Here is an 18,805-nt window from a genome sequence, read left to right as displayed (position 1 = left end):
ATCGCCTCGCTACTTGCTCTTGCTCGTGAACTTCTTCACGGCGCTGCGGAACGCCTCCGTGTTCATCGCCATGATGATCTTGTGCTCCTCGGCATCGAGCTGCTGCTTCACCGGCGTGGTCGCCGCTTGATAGACCAGCTGCTTGGTGCCGGCGATCGAAGCCGGCGGGTTCTGCGCGAGACGCTCGGCAAGTTGTCGCGTCGCTGTCTTCAGCTCGGCGGCAGGAGCGACCTTCGCAACCAGACCCCATTCATAGGCCTGCTGCGCGGTAAAATTGTCCTCGGCGAGAAAGATCTGCAGCGCGCGGCGCGAGCCCACCGTGCCGACGATGCCGACCGTCGAGCCGCCGTCCGGCGACACCCCGATTTTGGCATAGGCCGGCGTGAACTTGGCGTCGTCAGCGGCGATGCAGAGATCGGTGACGAAGGCGAGGCCCATGCCGGCGCCGGCGGCCGAGCCGTGCACGCTCGACAGCGAGATCTTCGGCATGCGCCTGACGATCTCGATGAAGGCGTGATAGTGCTTCAGGAGCTCGCCGACCACGGGCGTCACCGTGCCGGCTTCGGCGGCGGCCCCGATCGTCTGCAGATCGCCGCCGGCGCAGAACGCGCGGCCTTCACCTTCGAGCACGACGACGCGGATGTCGTTCGCGCCTTCGAGATAGGCCGCGAGCTGCTCGAGCTTCTGCGCAATCGCAAGGTCGATCGCGTTGAACGCGGCAGGGCGGTTCAGCGTGATGGTCGCAATCGGGCCGTCGATCCGCAGCAGGGCGGGATCGTCGGGCTTTGAGACGGGAGCGGTCATCTTAAAATTCTCCGGCAGGAGGTCGAGGCTCGAACTAAATCGCAGAAGGGCAGGGGTGACAATCCCCGGCGCGCGCTCTTGCGCCGGGCGGAACGATAGGCTCAAATGGAGCCGCTTTCGCCAAGGGACGGACACGAGCGCCGGCTCCTCGCAAGGCCAGCAAGCAAAATCAGCGAGAGAGGAGGCGGCATGGGTCACGCTCGTGTCTTCTGGAAATGGACTGTCCGATGACTGGCCCGGTGATCATCGTCGGTGCCGGCCATGGCGGCTACCAGGTCGCGGCATCGCTGCGCCAAGCCGGCTTTGCCGAGCGCATCTGCCTGATCAACGACGAGGCGCATCTGCCCTATCAGCGGCCGCCGCTCTCCAAGGCCTACATCAAGGGCTCCGCGGGTCCGGAGAGCCTGATGTTCCGGCCCGAGAAGTTTTATCAGGATCAAAGCATCGAGCTGATCGCCGGCCGCGCCGCCTCGATCGACCGCGCCGCGCGCAAGGTGCACCTGGCATCCGGCGCGACGCTGGATTACGGCCATCTCGTGCTCGCGACCGGCGCGCGCAACCGGCTGCTCGATCTGCCGAATGCCAATCTGCCCGACGTGAAATATCTGCGCATCCTCGACGACAGCGAGGCGCTGCGCGCGATCATGCCGTCGAAGACGCGCGCCGTGATCATCGGCGCCGGCTTCATCGGCCTCGAGTTCGCCGCGACCGCCCGCATCAAGGGCCTCGAGGTCGACGTGCTCGAGCTCGCCCCGCGCGTGATGGCGCGTGCGGTGACGGCGGAGGTCTCGGAGTATTTTCAGGACCGCCACCGCGAAGCCGGCATCCGCATTCATCTCGGCGTGCAGGCGACCTCGATCGAAGCGGAGGGCGGCAAGGTCACCGGCGTGTCGTTGAGCGACGGGCGGCATCTGCCCGCCGATCTCGTCGTGGTTGGCGTCGGCGTGCTGCCGAATATCGAGCTCGCGGCCGAGGCGGGGCTGCCGGTCGCCGCCGGCATCATCGTCGATGAATATCTGTCGACGGCTGATCGCAACATTTCCGCCATCGGCGATTGCGCGCTGTTCGCAAGCCCGCGCTTCGGCGGCTCGCTGCGGCTGGAATCGGTGCAGAACGCCACCGATCAGGCCCGCTGCCTCGCCGCAAAACTGACCGGCGACAAGAAGCCGTACGACAGCCATCCCTGGTTCTGGAGCGACCAGGGCGAGGACAAGCTCCAGATCGCGGGGCTGACGACCGGCTACGACCGCGTCGTGCTGCGCGGCGATCCTGCCAAGAAGGCGTTCTCGGCGTTCTGCTATCACGGCGACAAGCTGCTCGGCATCGAATCCATCAACCGCGCCGGCGATCACATGTTTGGCCGCCGCTTGCAGGCCATGGACCGCACCATCACGCCGGAGCAGGCCGCGGATGAGAGCTTCGACCTGAAGAGCGCGCTGGCGTAGGCCTCTACAGCACCGCCGCCACTTCGTCCGCCGTCGGCATCGACGGTCCGGCGCCCATGCGCTGCACGCTGATCGAGGCGGCCGCGTTGGCGAAGGTCAGCGCATCGCGCAGGGCTGCGCCGTCAGCGAGTTGCTCGGCCAGGGCGCCGACGAAGCAGTCGCCGGCGCCTGTGGTGTCGACAGCCTTCACCACACGGCCTGGTACCTCAATTTCCTCGCGCCCCGCCAGTGCGAGCACGCCGCGCTTGCCGAGCGTGACGCAGATGGTCTGGTCCTCGTGCGCCTGAAGCTGTCGCGCGACATCGATGATGCGGGCGGCCGCGTCGCTCTCGGAGAGCTCCACGCCTGCGAGGAAGCCGAGCTCGGTCTCGTTCAGGACGAGGATGTCGACCAGCGCCAGCAGCTCGCCCGGCATCTTCTGCGCCGGCGCCGGGTTCAGCACGGTCACCGCCCCCGCCGCGCGGGCGCGATGGAAGAAAGCAGCGATGGCAGGCAGCGGAATCTCGAACTGGCTGACGGCGACGTCACCCTTCAGGAGCGGCACGACGCTGACGTCATCGGCGCCGACCAGCCCGTTCGCTCCGGGAACGACGACGATGGTGTTGTCGGCCTCGGCCACCGTGATGATGGCCGTCCCGGTGTGCGTCTCGGCCGTCTCCACGACGTAGCCGAGATCGATGCCCTGCTCGCCGAGAAAGGCCTTCAGCTCGGCGCCGAACGAATCCCTGCCCAGCCGTCCGATCAGCGTGGTCCGCGCCCCTAACCGTGAGGCCGCGACCGCCTGGTTCGCGCCCTTGCCGCCCGGAAAATACAGCACCTGGCGGCCGGCGACGGTCTCGCCGATTCGTGGATGGCGCTCGGCGATCGCCACCACATCCATGTTGATGCTGCCGGCGACGAAGACGCGCCCCATCTTTTTCTAGACCCTGATCTCGAACTCGTGCCTGACCTTGGCGATGTCGACCAGCGTCGGCAAGCCGGCCTCGTTGCCGAGGCGCTGGATCTTGAATGTCGAGGCGGCGCGGGCAAAATCGAAATGCTCGCGCCAGCTTTTGCCGGGATGGGCGAGGTAGGAATAGACATAGGCGCCGTGGAAGACGTCGCCGGCGCCGTTGGTGTCGATCACGCGCTCGCGCGGGATCGGCATCGCGGGCATCACCTGCACTGTCCCTGTCTCATCGTACCAGAACAGGCCCTTCTCGCCCATCGTGACGCCGCCGATCTTGCAGCCGCGGCTTTTGAGGTAGTCGAGCATCTTCTCCGGCGTCAGGTCCATCTGCTCGCACAGGCGCTCGGCGACGATGGCGACGTCGATGAATTCGAGCAGCTCATGGGTGTTGGTGCGCAGGCCGCCGCCGTCGAGCGAGGTCAGGATGCCGGCCTCGCGGCATACCTTGGCGTAGTGGATCGCGGCATCCGGCTGGTGGCCGTCGACATGCAGCGCGCGGCAGCCGCCGAGATTGAGCATCGGAAAGGGGTGGATGTGCTCGTCGTCGCGGCAGCGGACGATGGCACGCTTGCCGTCGTTGGGCATGATGAAGGAGAGCGAGGACTGTTTGACCTTGCGCCCATGCAGCGAGATGCCGTACTTCGCGCACATGTCCTGGAACATGCGCCCGAGCCAGTCATTGGCTGCGGTCGCGATCAGGTCCGGCACGATGCCGAGCTTGGCGCAGCAGAAGGCCGCCGTCACCGCGTTGCCGCCGAAGGAGACCGCGTAGTCACGCGCCACGTGCTTCTCGTCGCCGGTCGGCATGTGGTCGGTGATGAAGACGACGTCGATATAGGTCTGTCCGATGAAGAGAGCCTGCATTGCTTGTCCGTGATGCGCTTGTGGTCCCGGCCGGCGGAATTACTCTAGCACCGGTTCCGCTCCGGAGGGACGCTGAAATTATTCGCAAATCTGCCGCCCGAAGCGCTTGAGGTCAGCATGGTCCGGGAATACGACCATCACTGGCCCATGCCAAGCCCGGACAAACGCCGTCTTTCGCTCCCGGGGTTCCCGGTCCACAAAAAGGGTGCAGAATGATCACCGGCCTCGATCATATCGTCGTTCTGGTGGGCGACATCGGTGCGGCCAAGGCGGCCTATCAGACGCTGCTCGCCCGCGCGCCGGCCTGGCAGAACTCGGGCGAGGGCGCCGACCGGGTGCTGTTCACCCTCGACAACATGAGCATCGAGCTGATGGCCCCTCACGGCTTCAGCATCACCGCCGACCGCATGCGCGCACTGCTCGGCGACCACGAGGGCGTGCTCGCCAGCCTGTGCTTTCGTGTCGCCGACATCGGCAAGATGCACCGGCGGCTGGAGCGGGTGGCCTTGAAGCCGGATCCGGTCGCAGAGGTCGAAAGCAGCGATGCGGTCACCGGCGCCGTACTGCACTGGAAGCGCACGCGGGCCGCCACCGAGCTGACGCGCGGGGTGCGCATGTTCTTCCTGGAGCTGGCCGACGAGCGCCCGAAGTCGGCCGCAACCGACATCGCGCCGATCGAGGGGCTCGACCACGTCGTCATCACCACCGAGGATTCCGAGCGCGCCGCTGCGCTCTACGGCGCCCGGCTCGGCCTCGATCTCGCGCTCGACCGCTCGCACCAGGACTGGGGCCAGCTGATGTTCTTCCGCTGCGGCGACCTCATCGTCGAGGTGGTGCGCCGCCCGGTCGCGGGCGGCGACGCCGCGCATGACCGGCTCTGGGGCCTGAGCTGGCGGGTCGCCGACATCGACGCCACCCGCGCCCGCCTGATCGCTGCCGGACTCGACGTCAGCGAGGTGCGCACCGGCCGCAAGCCGGGCACGCGCATTATGACGGTGCGCAATGGCACCTGCGGGATCCAGACCGTGTTGCTGGAGCGCTCGCCGAAGCCGGTGGATTAGAGACCCCCTCTCTCCCCGTCATTGCGAGGAGCCCTTGCGACGAAGCAATCCAGACCCGTTTCCGCGGTGGCAGTCTGGATTGCTTCGCTGCGCTCGCAATGACGGTGTTGAAGCAGGTGCCTCCCTCTCTCCTATGCGGCGGGCTGCGCGCATGATAAATGCGAGCCAGGCGATCACCAGCGAGCACCCAGTTTGGCGAAGGCAAAGCGAACTCTGAAATGGCAGCGCGACCCCGAGGGGATGCGGCTGCGCATTCTCGAAGCCGCCAAGCAGGAGTTTTCCGCCCATGGCCTTGCCGGCGCGCGTGTCGACCGCATCGCGGCCAAGGCCGGCGCCAACAAGCGCATGCTCTACTACCACGTCGGCAACAAGGACGAGCTCTATCTCGCCGTGCTCGAAGGCGCCTATGACAAGATCCGCAGCGAAGAGCGGGGGCTCGACCTCGAACATCTCGATCCCCCCGAGGCGATCCGCCGCCTGATCGAGTTCACCTGGAATTACTTCCTGCGCAATCCCGAATTCCTGTCGCTGCTGCAGACCGAGAATCTCGCGCGCGCAAAGCACCTGAAGAAATCGACCAAGGTCAAGTCGATGCACTCGCCCTTCGTCGAGATGATCCGCGCCGTGGTGCGCCGCGGCGTCGATAGCGGCGATTTCCAGGTCGCGGTCGACCCGGTGCAGCTCTACATCTCGATCGCGGCGCTCAGCTTCTTCTACCTCTCCAACTCGGCAACGCTCAGCGTGATCTTCGGCCGCGATTTGCTGGACAAGAAGGCCAAGGACGAGCGGCTGGCCCACATGGTCGGTCTCGTGCTGGCCGCGCTGACGGGCAAGTCCGCCGCGCTGTTCGAGATCGCGAAGGCGCCGAAGTCGCGCGCCGCGGTCGTGCAGGCGGTATAGTCCTCAAGCTTCCATGTCCGTCATGGCCGGGCTTGACCCGGCCATCCACGTGCATCCGCGCGTAGGAGAGACGTGGATGCCCGGGACAAGCCCTGGCCTCACGGGGAACCCCGGCGCAAAACGTCACAGGGAAAGCTCTGGACAGTATTTATCCAACGGGTTAATTTCTGCCCATAACGAAGAAAACTGCCGGGAGCGAAAATTGGCCGAGCCGAAGCCGCAAAACGCTGTTTCCAAGCTGCTGAATGCAGCCTGGGTTCGGCCGTTCTTGTTCCTGGTCTTCATCGTCGTCGCCTGGGATCTCGCGATCCGGATCTTCAAGATTCCCGCCTACCAGATCCCGTCGCCGCTCGATGTCGTCGCCGTGCTGCGCACCGAGTGGCCGGAGCTGCTGCGCCAGTCCTGGCCGACCACCTATGCCACCGTCTGCGGCTTCCTGCTGTCGGCATTGTTCGGCATTCCCGTCGCGATGCTGATCGCGGGCTCGAAGACGGTGGAGAGTTACGTCTATCCGCTGCTGGTGTTCTCGCAATCCGTGCCGAAGATTGCGATCGCGCCGCTGTTCGTTGTCTGGTTCGGCTTCGGCATCATTCCCAAGGTGATCTCGGCGTTCCTGCTCGGCTTCTTCCCGGTGGTGGTCTCCGCGGTGCAGGGCTTCAAGTCGGTCGACCCCGACATGGTCGATCTCGCCCGCGCCATGCAGGGCAGCCGCCTGCAGGTGTTTCGCGCGGTGAACCTGCCGCATGCGCTGCCGGCGATCTTCTCCGGCCTCAAAGTGTCGGTGACGCTGGCCGTGGTCGGCGCGGTGGTCGGTGAATTCGTCGGCTCCAATTCCGGCATCGGCTACGTGATGCAGCGCTCGATCGGCACGTTCGACCTGCCGACGATGTTCGCCGCGCTCGTGATCCTCGCGCTGCTCGGCGTGATCCTGTTCTGGATCGTCGACCGGATCGAGAAGCTGGTCATTCCCTGGCACGTCAGCCAGCGCGAAGACGTGATTTTCGCCTCGTAACCAAACAACGAGCGGCCAGCAACGGCCGCCGCAACGAACGGCAAGGGAGAGAAACGATGAAGCGGTTGATTGGGGCTGTCTCGGCGGTGCTGCTGGGTCTTGCGGCGATGCCGGCGCAGGCAGCCGACAAGGTCGTGCTGATGCTGAACTGGTACGTCTATGGCGAGCACGCGCCGTTCTATTACGGCAAGGCCAAGGGCATCTACGCGGCCGAAGGCATCGAGCTCGAGATCCAGGAAGGTCGCGGCTCCGCTGCGACCACGCAGGCGGTTGCCGCCAAGACCGCGGACTTCGGCTATGTCGACGTGCCCACCATGATGCGCGCCGCGATCAAGGGCGCGCCCGTGGTGGCGACCGGCGTGCTGCTGCAGACCTCACCGATGTCCGCGATGGGCTTCGCCGACAAGAACATCAAAAAGCCCGAAGACATCAAGGGCAAGACGGTGGCGATCACGCCGGCGGATTCCATGACCCAGATCTGGCCGCTGTTCCTGAAGAAGACCGGCCTGAAGGAGAGCGACTTCAAGACGGTCGCCGGCGATGGCCAGACCAAGCTCAATGCCGTCATCAACGGCCAGGCCGACCTTCTGCTCGGCTACGTCATGGATCAGTCGATGAAGATCAAGGACGCCACCGGCAAGGACGTCTATCCGATCAAGTTCGCCGACTACGGCATCAACATGGTCTCCTCCGGCATCATCGCCAATACTGATTATGTGAAGGCCAATGCCGATCTGGTCCGCCGCTTCATGTCGGCGACCACGAAGGCGGTGGAAGCCGCCGAGAAGGAGCCGAAGGCTGCGGCGCAGGCGATCCTCGATGCCAACCCGAAGGGCGGCAAGATCGACACGCTGACGCAGGGTTTTGAGCTGACCATCCCGCTGTACCGGACCGCGGAGACCAAGGGCAAGCGTCCGTTCCAGGTCACGGAGCAGAACATGACTGATACGGTCAATCTGATGGTCGAGTATGGCGGGCTCGACGCCAAGGCCAAGGAGAACCCGAAGGCCTTCTACACCAACGACTACCTGCCGAAGAGCGGGTCGTGAGCGCCCCGTCATTCCGGGGCGCCCGAAGGGCGAACCCGGAATCTCGAGATTCCGGGTCTGGTCCTTCGGACCATCCCGGAATGACGGTTCTCATGGTCGAACGGGCTTAATTGGATGAACCCAGCAACAAGGCCAAATGAAACCGCGCAGCCGGCCGCACATTTGAGACTGGTGAGCGGCCGGGCTGCCGGCGACGCATCGGGCATCAAGCTGTCGGGCGTATCCAAGACCTACCGGACACGCGACGGCGACGTGCCGTCGCTGCAGCCGCTCGACTTCCACATCAATGACGGCGAGTTCTTCGTCGTGGTCGGCCCTTCCGGCTGCGGCAAGTCCACGCTGCTCAAATTGATCTCGGGCCTGCTGGCGCCGACCACAGGCGAGATCCTGGTCGAGGGCCAGAAGGTGACGACGCCGCACGGCAATGTCGGCATCGTGTTCCAGAACGCGTTGCTCTTGCCCTGGCGCAACATCCTGGGCAACGTGATGCTTCCGATCGACATGAAGCGCCTGCCGCGCCAGGAATATCTCGACCGCGCCAAGTCGCTCCTCAAGCTGGTCGGCCTCGAAGGCTTCGAGAAGAAGCTGCCCTGGCAGCTTTCCGGTGGCATGCAGCAGCGCGCCTCGATTTGTCGCGCGCTGGTGCATGATCCCAGGATCATGCTGATGGACGAGCCGTTCGGCGCGCTTGACGCGCTGACGCGCGAGCGCATGAATGTCGAATTGATGCGGATCCAGCGCGAGACGAAGAAGACGGTTCTGCTGATCACGCATTCGATTCCGGAAGCCGTATTCCTCGCCGACCGCGTGCTGGTCATGACCGAGCGCCCCGGCGCGATCGCCGCGATCTACGATGTCCCGCTGCCGCGCCCGCGCTCGCTCGACGCGATGGCCGACCCGGTGTTTACGGATCTCGTGCAGCGCATCCGCAAGCATTTCTTCTCGCAAGGCGCGTTGGATTAGAGAGCAATGCGATTGAGCCAGGCTCCGACCGCGAAGATGGTGCGCTCCCTCCCCCGCCTGCGGGGGAGGGTTGGGGAGAGGGTGTCTCCGCATCGGGACACTCCCCCAGAGGATGAAGCCCTCACCCGCCGCGCTTCGCGCGACGGCCTCTCCCGCAAGCGGGAGAGGCGCGTCGTCCGCGGCCATACCGCCCGTACCAAGCCCACCGTGTATTGTTGTTAGATCATGTCCCCCCGCCTGAAGCTGCGAGACATCGCCTTCTTCGAACGCCCCGTGCAGTTCGCGCGGCCGTTCCGCTTCGGCGCTGTTACCATCAACGCGACGCCGCAGCTGTTCGTCCGGGCCGAGATCGAGGTCGAGGGCAGGGGAACCGCGGTCGGTGCCAGTGCCGAGCTGCTGGTGCCAAAGTGGTTCGACAAGCGGCCGGAGCTGTCGCCGGCGCAGACGGTCGACGGGTTGCGCCGTTCGCTTCAGATCGCACGTGGGCTCTATCTGGCACGGAGCGGCTTCCAGACGGCGTTCGATCTGCATGCATCCTGCATCGGTGCCCAGGTCGCGACCTGCGCAAAGAAGAATATTCCGGCGCTGGTAGCAAGCTACGGCCCCGCGGAGATCGACAAGGCCATCCTCGATGCGCTGCTGCGCGCGATGGGGACCAATTTCTTTGACGGGATGGCCGCGAACATCGCCGGGATCGATGCGCGGCTTTCTCCCGACCTGAGCGAGAGGGACATCGGTGCGTTTCTCTCCGGCCGGGTGCCGCTGGAGCGTGTTGCGATCAGGCATACCGTCGGCCTTGACGATACCGTTGAAGGCGAGGGCGGCGTCGCCGACCCGCGCGAGAACGCCGGCGCCCGCTATTTCAAGCTCAAGCTATCAGGCGATCCGGCTGCCGATGCGGCGCGGCTCGCGCGGATCGGCAAGGAGCTCACCACGCTCGGACGCGACTACAAGGTGACGCTCGATGCCAACGAGCAATACGCGAATCTCGCCGCGCTGCAGGCCCTGATGGACCGGCTCGATCATGACGCCACCCTGCGCCCGATCGCCACGCGCCTGCTCTATGTCGAACAGCCGATGCCGCGCGACATCACGCGGCAGTCGCCGCTCGGCGCGCTCGCCGCGCGCGGCTTCATCATCGACGAGGCCGACGATTCCTACGATGCATTTCCGGCAGCGCGGGCGCTCGGCTATCGCGGCATCTCCTCGAAATCCTGCAAGGGCCTCTACAAGTCCATCGTCAATGCTACACGCGCGGCGAAATGGAGTGCGGAAGGCGAGACCTTCTTCGTGACGGCCGAGGACCTGACCTGCCAAGCCGGCCTCGCCGTGCAGCACGACCTCGCGCTCGGCGCCTTCATTGGCGTCACTCACGCCGAGCGCAATGGCCATCACTATGTCGACGGCTTCGGCGAGACGCCGGCCGCCGAAGCTGCGGCCTTCGCTGCCGCGCATCCCGATCTCTACGCCGATGCCGGGCAGGGCATCCGGCTCTCCATTCACGACGGCGATCTCCTGACGGGATCGCTTCACACAGCAGGCTTTGCCACCGCGGTCCATCCGGACTGGTCGGCGCTGCGCCCGCTCGAACAGCCACTTCAGGAGCAATTGGCATGACCACTCAACGCCTCGGCCTCATCATGAACGGCGTCACTGGCCGCATGGGGCTCAACCAGCATTTGATCCGCTCGATCGTCGCCATCCGCGACCAGGGCGGCGTCCGCCTGACAAACGGCGACCGCGTCATGCCCGATCCGATCCTGGTCGGCCGCAGCGCCGACAAGATCGAGGCGCTGGCGAAGCGCTACAACATCACGCGCTGGACCACCGATCTAGATGCCGCGCTCGCCGATGAGAACGACACCATGTTCTTCGATGCCGCGACGACGCAGGCGCGTCCCGGTCTTCTGACCCAGGCCATCAACGCCGGCAAGCATGTCTATTGCGAGAAGCCGATCGCGACGAATTTCGAGGAAGCCGTCGAGGTCGTGAAGCTCGCCAATGCCAAGGGCGTCAAGCACGGCACGGTGCAGGACAAGCTGTTCCTGCCGGGGTTGAAGAAGATCGCCTTCCTGCGCGACTCCGGGTTCTTCGGCCGTATCCTCTCGGTGCGCGGCGAGTTCGGCTATTGGGTGTTTGAAGGCGGCTGGCAGGAGGCGCAGCGACCGTCCTGGAACTACCGCAGCGAGGACGGCGGCGGCATCATCCTCGACATGGTCTGCCATTGGCGCTACGTGCTCGACAACCTCTTCGGCAACGTCCAGAGCGTGAGCTGTATCGGCAGCACCGATATCCCCGAGCGCTATGACGAGCAGGGCCAGAAGTACAAGGCGACCGCGGACGATTCCGCCTACGCCACGTTCCAGCTCGAAGGCGGCATCATCGCCCACATCAACATGTCGTGGGTCACGCGCGTCTATCGCGACGACCTCGTCACCTTCCAGGTCGACGGCACGCTCGGCTCGGCGGTCGCAGGGCTCACTGACTGCATGATCCAGGCGCGGCAGGCGACCCCGCGACCGGTGTGGAATCCCGATGAGAAGCGGCTGCACGATTTCTACGGCGACTGGCAGAAGCTGCCCGACAACGTCACCTACGATAACGGCTTTAAGGAGCAGTGGGAGATGTTCATCCGCCACGTCTACGAGGACGCGCCCTACAAGTTCACGCTGCTCGAAGGCGCCAAGGGCGTGCAGCTCGCCGAATGCGCGCTGAAGAGCTGGAAGGAGCGGCGATGGATCGACGTCGCCCCGATCAAGGTGTGAGGTCGAATAGATAGAGCCCCGATGCCCGCCAAGCCGTCATTGCGAGCGAAGCGAAGCAATCCAGGATCTTTCCGAGGAGGCAGTCTGGATTGCTTCGCTTCGCTCGCAATGACGGGGAAAGGTTCGAAATCATGAACAAGCCCGTCCAGCCCAAGTCTGCTCCTTCAATGTCATCCCTGTCGCTCAAGCTGCCGAAGGCCGATCGCTCGATCGAGACCTACCGGCTCGCGGCTTCGCGCACGTTTCCCGCAAAGCTCGAAGGCCCGCTGAACCGCATCGCCTTCTCGGCCGTGCACACCGTCGCCGATCCCTTCGCCGACAACGATCCCTGGCTGTCGGCCGCGGTTGACTGGGACAAGACCATCGCCTTCCGCGAGCACATCTGGGACCTCGGCCTGGGCGTTGCCGAAGCCATGGACACCGCGCAGCGCGGCATGGGCTTGGACTGGCCGACCTCGCTGGAGCTGATCACGCGCTCGGTCGCCGCCGCCAAGCGCCGCAATGCGCTGGTGTTCTCCGGTGCCGGCACCGATCATCTCGCGGTCGAGGGCGCCAAAAACCTCGACGACGTCATCCGTGCCTACGAGGAGCAGATCTCGGCGGTGGAGAAGATCGGCGGCCGCATCATCCTGATGGCCTCGCGCGCGCTCGCCAAACTCGGCCGCAACGCCGACGACTACGCCAAGGTCTACGACCGCGTGCTGTCGCAGGTCCGCGAGCCCGTGATCATCCACTGGCTCGGCGACATGTTCGATCCGGCGCTGACGGGCTATTGGGGCACCGGGGATCTCGACAAGGCCATGGACATTGCGGTCGCCATCATCAACGGCAATGCCGCCAAGGTCGATGGCGTCAAGGTCTCGCTGCTGGACAAGCGGCGCGAGATCGACATGCGCCGGCGCCTCGACAAGCGCATCAAGATGTACACCGGCGACGATTTCAACTACGCGGAGCTGATTGCCGGCGACGAACGGGGCTTTTCGCATGCGCTGCTCGGCATCTTCGACGCCATCGCGCCGGCGGCGTCCTATGCACTGTCACGGCTCGCGGCAGGCGACGTGGCTGGCTTCCACGACGTGCTAGGCCCGACGGTGCCGCTGTCGCGTCATATCTTCAAAGCGCCGACGCGGTTCTACAAGACTGGCGTGGTGTTCATGGCCTATCTCAATGGCCACCAGGATCACTTCACCATGGTCGGCGGACAGGAAAGCACCCGCTCGACGCTGCATCTCGCCGAGCTGTTCCGTCTCGCCGACAAGGCCGGCCTGCTCGCCAACCCTGAACTCGCGACGCAACGGATGAAGACCGTGCTCGCTACCCACGGTATCGAATCCTGATGCGCGATTTTTCGTCAGACCATCGCTGGCTGTCGCTGAACACGGCGACCGTCCGCAAGCAGGGCAACCTCGTCGAGATCATTGATGCCTGCGCCAAGCACGGCATCCGCGCCATCGATCCCTGGCGCGACCAGGTCGCCGCCGTCGGGCTCGATCGTGCCGCGCGCGCGGTGCGCGAGGCCGGTCTCGAACTGTCCGGCTATTGCCGCGGCGGCATGTTCACCTCGGATGCCGCGCGCCGGGGCGAGGTACGCGACGATAACAGGCGCTGTGTCGATGAAGCCAAGGCACTGGGCGCGCCCTGCATCGTTCTCGTCGTCGGCGGCCTGCCGCAATATTCGCGGCCGGGCAGCGAGGCGTCGAAGGATCTCGTGGCAGCGCGCGGACAGGTCGAGGAAGCGCTTGCCGACATGCTCGACTACGCGCGGCAAGCAAAGCTGCCGCTGGCGATCGAGCCCTTGCATCCGGCCTATGCCGCTGAACGCGCCTGCGTGAACACGACCAAGCAGGCGCTCGACATCTGCGACCGGCTCGACCCCGGCCGCACCGGCATGCTCGGCGTTGCGCTCGACGTCTATCACATCTGGTGGGACCCGGAGCTGATGGGCCAAATCGCGCGCGCCGGCCAGGATCGCCTGCTCGCCTTTCATGTCTGCGACTGGCTGGTGCCGACCAAAGACATTCTCAATGACCGCGGCATGATGGGCGACGGCGTCATCGACATCAAATCGGTGCGTGCGGCGGTCGAAGCGCAAGGTTTCGCCGGCTATTCGGAGATCGAGATCTTCTCCGACAATTGGTGGGGCAAACCGATGGACGAGGTGCTGCGCACCTGCATCGCGCGGCATAAGACTGTGGTGTAGATCTCCCGCCTCACGCCCTCACTGGCCTGCGACCTGTTGCAGCCTGTTGAAGCGCGCCTTCTGCTCGCTGCTCAGCGTGGCATAGAATTCGTCCAGGGCGGGTTCGACCAGCTTGGCGGCCGTCAACATGGCCTCGAGCCGGTGCTGCATCGTCTCAAGCCGTCCAACAGGCGTGAGCGGCACATCGTTCGGGCAAGCTGCCTGCAGACTTTCAACGCCCTTGGCTGTCGCTTCACTGAGGCGGTCGAGCGCCTCCTTCTGCCTGCCGGCCGGGTGGAGCACAGCCTCGATCCTTTCGATCGGCAGCTGGGTCAGGCCGGATTTCGGATCGCCACAGCCCTCGGTGCTGGCTTGCTGCTGCGGCGAGCGCTCGCCGACATTGGGACCGAGCGCGTTGAAGCGGGCCTGCTGCTCGTCACTGAGCGAGTTGTAGAAATTCTCCAATGCCGGCCGCACGATCTTGACGGCTTCAAGCGTCGCGCTGATGCGGTTCATCATCGCGCGCAAGCGGCCAGGGGGAGTCAGTGCATAAGTCTCCGCGCAGGAGTCCTTGAACACACCGGCAGCGTTGGCCGCCGCCGTCTTGAGCTCGTCCAACAATGCGCGTTGCTCGGGCGTCGGCCGCACCGCCTGTGCGATATCGGCAAGCGGCCAGGCGGTCACACCCTTGTCGGGTGTGGCGCACAATTGCTGAAGCGTCTGCGGGCTCACGCTGGCGCGCTGTCGCGCGCGGTAGCTGCCGCCGGCTTGCGGATAGTCATACGGACTGGTGCTGGCATAAGCGGAGTAAGGGCCGTCGCCGCCCCAGAATACGGTGTCGACGAAGTCGTCATAGGCGTACGCCCAATAGCCGGGCTCGTAGGCATAGGACCAGAACGTGTAGTTGAAGATGTCGGAATAGGCGTAAGGCCAGAACACGGGCCCAAGCCAAGCCACGAACACCGCGGGATGGCGATGTCGCCAGGCCTGTCGGGGAGCCCAGCCGCTCTGGCGGGTGGTGAGCGCGGCCTGAGCTTGTTGCGCAGGAGCCTGCTCGCGGAAGCGCTCGGCAAACCGCCCGCGCTGGGCGGCCTGCGCTGCGGCCGCAAGTGCCGGAGCGCGCTCCGCCGGAGCCTGCAATCCAAGCCGCTGCTGGCGCGCCAGGTCAATTTGCTGCGCGCGCTGCTCTCGGCCAAGCAAGCGGTTCTGCGCCTCGAGCATTCGCTGCTGCGCGCGTTGCGCTTGCACGCCTTCGGGCTTTTGCGACTGCAATTGCTGCACCCGCTGCTGCAGGCGTTCGATGCGGGCCTGGCGCTCCGCCGTCTGGCGCGACAGCATGTCGCGCTGCCGCTGCTCGACGTGCTGCGTGCGCTGTTGGACGCGTTGCTCGCGCTCAAGAAGCCGGCTCTGCGACTGCAGCAAGCGTTGCTGCTGCTGTCGCGCCCTTGCGCCTTCCGGCTTCTGCGATTGCAATTGCTGCACGCGCTGCTGCAAGCGGTCGATGCGGTCTTGGCGTTCCGCGGATTGGCGCGAAAGCACCTCGCGCGGCGGTCCCGATCGCGCGCTCACGGCCGGAGGTGCACTTGGGCGCGCAGGGGCGGCGATGTGCGGCGTCGGCCGCGGTGCCATGGCCGGGCGTTGCGGTGCTGCCGGCGGGCGATGAAATTCGGGCCGCGGCGCGGCGACGCGCGGCGCGGCCCGCGGCGGCGGTGCAGCGAAGTGCGGGGCCGGACGCGGTGGAGGTGAGGCCATATGCGGCGCCGGACGTGGCGCCATGGCCGGTCGCTGCGGCATGGAAGGGGGATGGAAGGCTGGCGCGGCGGGACGCGCCATGGCTGGCGGTGCTGCCGGACGCGCCATGGCTGGCGGCGCAGCCGGGCGGGCCATGGCCGGTGGTGCTGCTGGCCGCGCTGCCGGTGCTGCGGCGGGACCCGGTGGTCCGCCCCTTCCATGTCCCGGAGGTCCCTGAGCGAAAGTGTCGACGCTGGCTCCCAGCATCGAGACACCAACCAAAACGGCCCTTAGGCAAACGCCACGCGGAAGCATGATCGTAGCTCCCAGCTCGTAATCGCCCACGATGTTCAACGCACAGCTGGCGGAATCGTTCGTCCTTGGCCGCCGTCGGCATTGCGATCTTCCGACGCAGGCAGCCTCACGAGAGATCCTGCGTCAGGGTGGTGGCGAGCCGCTCCAGTGCCCAGTCAACCTGGTCGCTTGTGATCACCAGCGGCGGGGCGATCCGGATCGTATGCTCATGGGTATCCTTGGCGAGGATGCCCTTGGCCTGGAGCGCCTCGCAGTAGCGGCGTGCCCGCCCGGCCTCGGAATGAAGCTCGACCGCCAGCATCAGGCCGCGCCCGCGTACCTCGCGGATCGTATTGGCGCGGATGTCCTTCAAGCCCTCCAGAAAGCGCGCGCCCTGTGTGGCCGCGTTCTCGATCATGCCTTCCTCGACCAGTACGCGCATCGCCGCGCGGGCCACGGCGCAGGCAAGCGGGTTGCCGCCGAAGGTCGAACCGTGCTGCCCGGGTCGCAAGGTCCCGAGCACGTCGTTGTTCGAGAGCACGGCCGAGACCGGATAGAAGCCGCCGGACAGGGCTTTGCCGAGCAGCGTCACGTCCGCCTCTATACCCTCGTGCTGTTCGGCGAGCAGCTTGCCGGTGCGGCCGAGCCCGGTCTGGATCTCGTCGAGCACCAGCATCACATTGTTGGCGCTGCAGAGCTCCCGGACCACAGTGAAATAGCCGGCGGGAGGAATGATGACACCGGCTTCGCCCTGGATCGGCTCGACCAGGAAGGCGACCGTATTTGGGGTGATTGCTTCCTCAAGCGCCGCGGCGTCGCCGAACGGGATGATCTTGAATCCGGGGGCGAACGGCCCGAAGTGTCCGCGTGTCTCGGGGTCGGTTGAAAAGCCGACGACGCCCAGCGTGCGTCCGTGGAAATTGTTGGCACAGACGATGATCTCGGCCTGGCCGTCCGGCACGCCCTTCACCTCGTAGCCCCATTTGCGCACCGACTTGATTGCGCTCTCGACCGCCTCCGCGCCGCTGTTCATCGGCAGCACCTTGTGGGAACCGGTGAGTGCGGCGATCTCCTCGTAGAACAAGGCGAGCTGGTCGTTGTGGAAGGCACGCGAGGTGAGCGTCAGCCTGTGCGCCTGTTCGACCATCGCGGCCAGGATCTTGGGGTGGCAGTGGCCCTGGCTGACCGCCGAATAGGCCGAGAGGCAATCCAGATAGCGGTTGCCTTCGGTATCCCAGACCCAGACACCTTCGCCGCGCGACAGGACGACGCCGATCGGTTCGTAATTACGGGCCCCGAAGCGTGCCTCTGTTGCGATGAAATCGATGACCGACGAGCTCATCTGTCGTCACTCCATTGCTGCGCGGCGTCCACCGACTGCATCGGCGGTCGCGCGTAAATGAATGTGGGTATCAGTTTGTCAGCTCGGAAGCCTTGATGCGCCGATGGCGCGGCGCGGCCTGATAGTCCCGAAATGTCAGGTGGTTCTACCGGGCCACAGGGCACCGTTCCGCGACCCGGCCTCTACTGTGCATGGGGTTGTTTTCGCAGTTTGTCGTCGCGCCCTCAGCCAAGCGAGCAAGGCACGCTCAAAAAGCCGCGGAACCGCACCCGTCCGCCGCGCACCGGCTGGCCGCTGACGCCATAGTTCGGGAAGCGCGCCAGGAAGCGCGAGATCGCAATCGCCCCTTCCAGCCGCGCCAGCGCCATGCCGGCGCATTGATGCGCGCCGGTGGCGAAGGCGAGGTGCCGGTTCGGCGTGCGCGCGATGTCGAAGCGTTCGGGGTCGGGAAACTGCGCGGGGTCGCGGTTGGCCGCGCCGATGCACAGCGTCACCGACGTGCCGGCCTCGAGCATGACGCCGCCGAGCTCCACCCTCTCGGTGGTCATGCGGTTGCCGAGCTGGTTGGAGCTCTCGTAGCGCAGCATCTCCTCGACCGCGGTCTTGATCATGTCCGGGTTCTCGATCAGGAGCTGCTTCTGGTCGGGATGACGGTCGAGCGCCACCAGGCCGTTGCCGATCAGGTTCGTGGTGGTCTCGTGGCCGGCATTGAGCAGGAAGATGCAATTGTGCAGCAGCTCCTTCTCGGTCAGCCGCTCGCCGCTACCTTCTCCTTGGATGAGGCGCGTCAGCACGTCGCGCTCGGGGTTGCCCGGCTTGGCGCGCCGGCGCGCCACCAGCGTCTGCAGATAGACGAGGAAGTCCGCCACCGCCTTGTTGCCGCGCGCAGCAACCTCCGCCGACACCACCGGTTCGAGCGCGCCCAGAATCGCCAGCGACCAGTCGCGCAGCGGCCCGCGCTCGTCGTGGGGCACGTCGAGCAGATTGCCGATCACCTCGATGGGGATCGACGCGGCAAAGTCCTCGATCAGTTCGCAATGGCCTTTTGCCGCGATGGCATCGAGCAGGCCGTCGACGAGCTTGATCAGGCCCCGCTCCATGCTCGCGATCGCGCGCGGCGACAGCGCGCCCATGATCAGGCGGCGGACGCGGGTATGGGACGGCGGGTCGTTGAAGACGAGGCTGGTGGTGTGGTGCTCGTAGAGCGGCGTGGCGCCGTATTTCGGCGCGAACTCGCGCTTCTTGTCCGAGCTGAACGACTTCGTGTTCTTGTAGGTGGTGACGAGATCGTCATAGCGGGTCAGGAACACGGTGCCGCTGGCCAAGCGCTTGACCGGCTCGTTCTCCCGCAGTGCACGATAGGTTGGATAGGGGTTGTCGTAGAACTCCGGCGTCAGCTTCTCGAGGTCGAAGCTTGCCGCCAGCGCCTTCGCATCTGCGTTCATCC

The 18,805-nt window shown here is 65.6% G+C and carries 16 protein-coding genes; 10 read left to right on the top strand and 6 right to left on the bottom strand.

Annotation, left to right across the window (positions count from 1 at the left end; translation table 11 throughout):
- Positions 1-9 precede the first annotated feature (9 nt).
- Positions 10-804: an enoyl-CoA hydratase/isomerase family protein gene (locus HZZ16_RS05125; protein WP_197947429.1), complete on the bottom strand. Its 795-nt coding sequence runs from the start codon at positions 802-804 to the stop codon at positions 10-12.
- Positions 805-1,031: 227 nt separating this feature from the next.
- On the opposite strand from HZZ16_RS05125, the gene HZZ16_RS05120 reads away from it, so the two are divergent.
- Complete coding sequence (locus HZZ16_RS05120) at positions 1,032-2,249, top strand: NAD(P)/FAD-dependent oxidoreductase (RefSeq protein WP_197947428.1); 1,218 nt, start codon at positions 1,032-1,034, stop codon at positions 2,247-2,249.
- Between the two features lie 4 nt (positions 2,250-2,253).
- Here HZZ16_RS05120 and HZZ16_RS05115 read toward each other — a convergent pair whose 3' ends face one another.
- Entirely contained in the window at positions 2,254-3,162 is a 909-nt protein-coding gene (locus tag HZZ16_RS05115; protein WP_197947427.1) for a ribokinase, read from the bottom strand.
- A 6-nt stretch (positions 3,163-3,168) separates the two neighbouring features.
- Positions 3,169-4,062 carry a sugar kinase gene (locus HZZ16_RS05110; RefSeq protein ID WP_197947426.1) on the bottom strand — a complete coding sequence of 298 codons (894 nt, stop codon included), beginning with the start codon at positions 4,060-4,062 and terminating at the stop codon, positions 3,169-3,171.
- A 212-nt stretch (positions 4,063-4,274) separates the two neighbouring features.
- Between HZZ16_RS05110 and HZZ16_RS05105 the strand changes: the two genes are divergently transcribed.
- From HZZ16_RS05105 to HZZ16_RS05065, 9 genes are all read left to right on the top strand, one after another.
- Positions 4,275-5,123, top strand: a complete 849-nt coding sequence (locus HZZ16_RS05105; RefSeq protein WP_197947425.1) for a VOC family protein — start codon at positions 4,275-4,277, stop codon at positions 5,121-5,123.
- A 192-nt stretch (positions 5,124-5,315) separates the two neighbouring features.
- The gene (locus HZZ16_RS05100; protein ID WP_197947424.1) at positions 5,316-6,023 is read left to right on the top strand and encodes a TetR/AcrR family transcriptional regulator; all 708 of its coding nucleotides are present in this window, start codon (positions 5,316-5,318) and stop codon (positions 6,021-6,023) included.
- A gap of 202 nt (positions 6,024-6,225) precedes the next feature.
- On the top strand, positions 6,226-7,035 hold the full coding sequence (locus HZZ16_RS05095) for an ABC transporter permease (protein ID WP_124160619.1): 810 nt from the start codon (positions 6,226-6,228) through the stop codon (positions 7,033-7,035).
- A gap of 56 nt (positions 7,036-7,091) precedes the next feature.
- Complete coding sequence (locus HZZ16_RS05090; protein WP_197947423.1) at positions 7,092-8,084, top strand: ABC transporter substrate-binding protein; 993 nt, start codon at positions 7,092-7,094, stop codon at positions 8,082-8,084.
- Positions 8,085-8,198: 114 nt separating this feature from the next.
- Positions 8,199-9,047 (top strand): ABC transporter ATP-binding protein, encoded by an 849-nt coding sequence (locus HZZ16_RS05085; protein ID WP_197947422.1) that lies wholly within the window; start codon positions 8,199-8,201, stop codon positions 9,045-9,047.
- Between the two features lie 225 nt (positions 9,048-9,272).
- Positions 9,273-10,664 carry an enolase-like domain-containing protein gene (locus HZZ16_RS05080; RefSeq protein WP_197947421.1) on the top strand — a complete coding sequence of 464 codons (1,392 nt, stop codon included), beginning with the start codon at positions 9,273-9,275 and terminating at the stop codon, positions 10,662-10,664.
- A complete protein-coding gene (locus HZZ16_RS05075; RefSeq protein WP_197947420.1) occupies positions 10,661-11,812 on the top strand; it encodes a Gfo/Idh/MocA family protein in 1,152 nt (383 codons plus the stop codon). The genes HZZ16_RS05080 and HZZ16_RS05075 overlap by 4 nt, the downstream gene beginning before the upstream one ends.
- 131 nt (positions 11,813-11,943) lie before the next feature.
- Entirely contained in the window at positions 11,944-13,149 is a 1,206-nt protein-coding gene (locus HZZ16_RS05070; RefSeq protein ID WP_197947419.1) for a dihydrodipicolinate synthase family protein, read from the top strand.
- Positions 13,149-14,012: a sugar phosphate isomerase/epimerase family protein gene (locus tag HZZ16_RS05065; protein WP_197947418.1), complete on the top strand. Its 864-nt coding sequence runs from the start codon at positions 13,149-13,151 to the stop codon at positions 14,010-14,012. Before HZZ16_RS05070 ends, HZZ16_RS05065 begins: the two co-directional genes overlap by 1 nt.
- A gap of 18 nt (positions 14,013-14,030) precedes the next feature.
- Here HZZ16_RS05065 and HZZ16_RS05060 read toward each other — a convergent pair whose 3' ends face one another.
- From HZZ16_RS05060 to HZZ16_RS05050, 3 genes are all read right to left on the bottom strand, one after another.
- Positions 14,031-15,485, bottom strand: a complete 1,455-nt coding sequence (locus HZZ16_RS05060; protein ID WP_246509970.1) for a Spy/CpxP family protein refolding chaperone — start codon at positions 15,483-15,485, stop codon at positions 14,031-14,033.
- Between the two features lie 658 nt (positions 15,486-16,143).
- Positions 16,144-17,358, bottom strand: coding sequence for an ornithine--oxo-acid transaminase (gene rocD, locus HZZ16_RS05055; protein ID WP_197947417.1), 1,215 nt, complete (start codon positions 17,356-17,358; stop codon positions 16,144-16,146).
- Positions 17,359-17,582: 224 nt separating this feature from the next.
- On the bottom strand, positions 17,583-18,803 hold the full coding sequence (locus tag HZZ16_RS05050; RefSeq protein WP_197947416.1) for a cytochrome P450: 1,221 nt from the start codon (positions 18,801-18,803) through the stop codon (positions 17,583-17,585).
- Positions 18,804-18,805: the final 2 nt, after the last annotated feature.

This window comes from Bradyrhizobium glycinis, assembly GCF_016031655.1.
GTDB classification, from domain to species: Bacteria; Pseudomonadota; Alphaproteobacteria; order Rhizobiales; family Xanthobacteraceae; genus Bradyrhizobium; species Bradyrhizobium glycinis.
Note: the sequence above shows the minus strand (reverse complement) of the source record. Positions and strands in the feature narration are given on the sequence as shown.

Coding starts and splice junctions, on each gene's coding strand:
- HZZ16_RS05075 (WP_197947420.1), top strand. CDS start 10,661: ATGACCACTCAACGCCTCGGCCTCATCATGAACGGCGTCACTGGCCGC.
- HZZ16_RS05080 (WP_197947421.1), top strand. CDS start 9,273: ATGTCCCCCCGCCTGAAGCTGCGAGACATCGCCTTCTTCGAACGCCCC.
- HZZ16_RS05050 (WP_197947416.1), bottom strand. CDS start 18,803: ATGAACGCAGATGCGAAGGCGCTGGCGGCAAGCTTCGACCTCGAGAAG.
- rocD (WP_197947417.1), bottom strand. CDS start 17,358: ATGAGCTCGTCGGTCATCGATTTCATCGCAACAGAGGCACGCTTCGGG.
- HZZ16_RS05085 (WP_197947422.1), top strand. CDS start 8,199: ATGAACCCAGCAACAAGGCCAAATGAAACCGCGCAGCCGGCCGCACAT.
- HZZ16_RS05070 (WP_197947419.1), top strand. CDS start 11,944: ATGAACAAGCCCGTCCAGCCCAAGTCTGCTCCTTCAATGTCATCCCTG.
- HZZ16_RS05115 (WP_197947427.1), bottom strand. CDS start 3,162: ATGGGGCGCGTCTTCGTCGCCGGCAGCATCAACATGGATGTGGTGGCG.
- HZZ16_RS05125 (WP_197947429.1), bottom strand. CDS start 804: ATGACCGCTCCCGTCTCAAAGCCCGACGATCCCGCCCTGCTGCGGATC.
- HZZ16_RS05110 (WP_197947426.1), bottom strand. CDS start 4,062: ATGCAGGCTCTCTTCATCGGACAGACCTATATCGACGTCGTCTTCATC.
- HZZ16_RS05105 (WP_197947425.1), top strand. CDS start 4,275: ATGATCACCGGCCTCGATCATATCGTCGTTCTGGTGGGCGACATCGGT.
- HZZ16_RS05065 (WP_197947418.1), top strand. CDS start 13,149: ATGCGCGATTTTTCGTCAGACCATCGCTGGCTGTCGCTGAACACGGCG.
- HZZ16_RS05090 (WP_197947423.1), top strand. CDS start 7,092: ATGAAGCGGTTGATTGGGGCTGTCTCGGCGGTGCTGCTGGGTCTTGCG.
- HZZ16_RS05120 (WP_197947428.1), top strand. CDS start 1,032: ATGACTGGCCCGGTGATCATCGTCGGTGCCGGCCATGGCGGCTACCAG.